The sequence below is a fragment of the Mesorhizobium sp. M2C.T.Ca.TU.002.02.1.1 genome, assembly GCF_003997225.1.
This window is the reverse complement of the sequence record NZ_RZTO01000724.1, coordinates 1-3,153: the sequence shown is the minus strand read 5'-3', so window position 1 is coordinate 3,153 and position 3,153 is coordinate 1. Positions and strand designations below refer to the sequence as shown.

General features: G+C 64.6%; 2 protein-coding genes and 1 pseudogene. 2 read left to right on the top strand and 1 reads right to left on the bottom strand.

Annotation, left to right across the window (positions count from 1 at the left end; translation table 11 throughout):
- Window positions 1-457 (top strand): 3-deoxy-7-phosphoheptulonate synthase (locus tag EOD07_RS28330; RefSeq protein WP_164772610.1); only part of this gene is annotated, 457 nt, incomplete at its 5' end.
- Window positions 458-547: 90 nt separating this feature from the next.
- Here EOD07_RS28330 and EOD07_RS28325 read toward each other — a convergent pair.
- Window positions 548-2,062 carry a glycosyltransferase family 39 protein gene (locus tag EOD07_RS28325; protein WP_245470526.1) on the bottom strand — a complete coding sequence of 505 codons (1,515 nt, stop codon included), beginning with the start codon at window positions 2,060-2,062 and terminating at the stop codon, window positions 548-550.
- Window positions 2,063-2,379: 317 nt separating this feature from the next.
- On the opposite strand from EOD07_RS28325, the pseudogene EOD07_RS28320 reads away from it, so the two are divergent.
- Window positions 2,380-3,084, top strand: a pseudogene (locus EOD07_RS28320) (hypothetical protein).
- Window positions 3,085-3,153 lie beyond the last annotated feature (69 nt).

Here is a 3,153-nt window from a genome sequence, read left to right as displayed (position 1 = left end):
GCTCAATCCCGAGAACGAGCCGGGCCGCCTGACGCTGATCGCCCGCTTCGGCTCCGACAAGGTCGCCGACCACCTGCCGAAGCTGGTGCGCGCGGTGAAGAAGGAAGGCCGCAACGTCGTGTGGTCATCCGACCCGATGCACGGCAACACGATCGAGGCGGCCGGCTACAAGACGCGGCCGTTCGACCGCATCCTGAAGGAAGTGCAGACTTTCTTCGAGGTGCACCGGGCCGAGGGCACGCATCCGGGCGGCATCCATGTCGAGATGACCGGCAAGAACGTCACCGAATGCACCGGCGGCGCCCGCGCCATCACGGCGGAAGACCTGCAGGACCGTTATCACACCCATTGCGATCCGCGCCTCAACGCCGACCAGGCGATCGAGCTCGCCTTCCTGGTGTCGGACCTCTTGAAGAAGAGCCATCCGGTCCAGCACAAGCAGGCCGCCAACGCCTGAGCGAGGCCCGGAAGCCGATCATGGGAGGCGCTGGCGGCGACGCCGGCGCCTTTTGACGTCGGGCTGATAAACTTCAATTCGGATCGCGGGTCATTCCGGATCGGGTGGTCCGGGCGGGTCGCCCGGGAAGTTGGCTCTGCCGGGCGGAATGACGGCAAAGCTGATCTCCAAGGGCGGTGCTTTGAGCGACCAGTCGAATGGCACCGTCTTGACCGGCAGGCCGGCAATCCAGGCCTGCTGTTGCGGGGAGAGATTCCAGCCGTGCGGCCATACAAGCAGCATGCCCTGGTCCCGCAGGCGCTGGTTCGTGATCCAGGGGGCAAGGCGCCGGTCGAGGGTCGTGAAGATGGAAGGTTGGTCCGTGGCTTCCAGCCCGGCAAGCTGGGCCACGCCGTCATCGCCGCCGACAATGCCCAATGGTCCGGGCACCGTCTCATGCCAGATCGCCTCGGCCGTCTGCGAGATCGATCGTGCCGGCCAGCACATCGGCTGCAGGCGGCCGAGGACGTTGCAACCTGTCCAGCGGGTAACCGCGTAGGCGCTCGATACGCCAACCACGCAGAGCAGCGCCAGCACCGCCAACCGGCGCAATTCAGCAGGTCCCAGCCGCTGGCCCAGAAGTGCGATTGCCAGGGCCCCGACGAGATTGTACATCGTCGCGCCCCAGGACTCGCCGGTGCCGGTAAACAGCGAGGCGACCATGATCAGGAGCGCCGGCCCCAGACCCATCCATGCCAGGTAGACAACCGCGCGCCGCTCGGGGGCGGCCGGTAAGGGGTCTTGCGCGGGGTCGGCCTGCCGTCGCAGCAGGCCGGAAAGAGCGAGCACGACGGGAAGGGCGGCGAGCCCGGCAAGCTGAACGCCGATATAGTAAAGCCGGGCGCGGTTGGCGAGCACCCAGGCGTTGCGATGCGCGGCATAGGTCAACGGCAAGAAGTCGAGGCGGGCAAGCTGAATCGCCAGGGGTGTTACGACGCCAAGAAAAACCGCGAGGCCGAGCCATGGCCATGGCGTGGCAAGCCGGCTTCGGGCACGGGCGTCGTATAGTATCCATATGCCGCCAAAGGCGAGCAGCAAAGCCGTCGAGAATTTGGCGTAGAGCCCCAGGCCGGAAACGAGGCCGAGGGCGAGCCACCAACCCGGCCGTCCATCGCGCGCCGAACGCCACAGCAGCCATGATATGCCGGCCCAGAAAGGCATCTGCGCGTAGTCGTGATTGAATTGCGGGGTCGGCCAGCCGAAGAAGTAGATCGAGGGCATCAACAGCACTGCGGCGAGCGCGCGGGTCGAGCCCATGATGTCGCGCGCAAGCAGATAGACCAGGACGAACGTCGTCGAGACCATCAATTGCGACAGCATGTATTGCGGCCAGCGGAACGAGCCGGTCAGGAGATGGCTGATCTCGAGCAGCCAGCACGGCAGCTGCGGGTGCTTGTAGGTCAACAGCACCCATTCGCGGCCCCACATGAACCCCTCGACGACGTCGCGGGGCGGCCCGACATTGACGATCGCCGGCATGACGGTCCAGCAAGCGATCTGCGCCAGGCATAAAAGCGCCAGCAATCGCCATGGATGCCGGACCAAACCGTTCCAGATCGAAGGCAAATTGCCCTCCGAGGCGATTGCCGACGGCCAAAGTTGAACGGATTCAGTGGTTCTCGACATGCGGGCCTAAAATCACACCGATGGATTGCTGAACAGTCCGATAGCAAAAGCTTACGAAAATGTATTCTTCCGCAACATTGTAAAACCAAGATTGCGATGGAACCCGTCGCCGGCGCTTCGGGCAAGGCCCTGCCGGCTGATCGTTGCCTGAGCCGGCCCGCTGTTCGGGGCGCCGCGGTTCCAGCGGCAGGGCATGATGTCGTCCGAAAACCGCTCCACACTTTTCGGCATCATGCCCCAGTCATCCAGGTGCCTCCATGCGTCACCAGCACGTCGTCATCCATCACCGTGGCCTCGACTTCTGGTCGGCGCGCGCGGCGGTTCTCGTCATCATCTGCCTGCAGCTGCTGGTCATCAACAACCTGTCCTTCGGCCCGCGCTGGCTGGCTCCGACGGTCGAGGCCGCACTCCTCGTGCCCTTGTCGATAGCGACGGCCTGGACGCAGATGCAGACGCGCAACGCCGTCGACCATGATCATTGGTACGCGATCGGCCGACTGCGCCTCTACATCCGCCGCACCGCATTGGTGATGACGGGCGTCATCAGCATCATGAATTGCGGGTCGCTGGTCTTCCTGGTGCGGGCGCTGCTGGAAGGGCATGCCGGCGCCGGCACGACACTGCTCGTCGACGCGCTCAACATCTGGGTCACCAATGTGATCGTCTTCGCGCTGTGGTTCTGGAGCACCGACCGCGGCGGTCCGCCGACCTGCGGCCTGGTCAAGCGCGCGCATGCCGATTTCCTGTTCCCGTAAATGACGTTGCCCGATCGCGAGATAGGGGGTTGGTTGCCGGGCTTCGTCGACTATGTCTTCCTGGCCTTCACCAACGCCACGGCGTTCTCGCCGACCGACACCTTGCCGCTCACGCAGCGCGCCAAGCTCCTGATGATGGCCGAGGCGATGATCTCGCTTCTGACCATCGCGCTGGTGGCGGCACGGGCCGTCAACATCCTGGCGTAGGTTTCAGACGAGGCAGGCCTGAATCTCGCTGCAGTTTTCCGAGTTCAGTGGCCGCGCTCCCAGCGCATT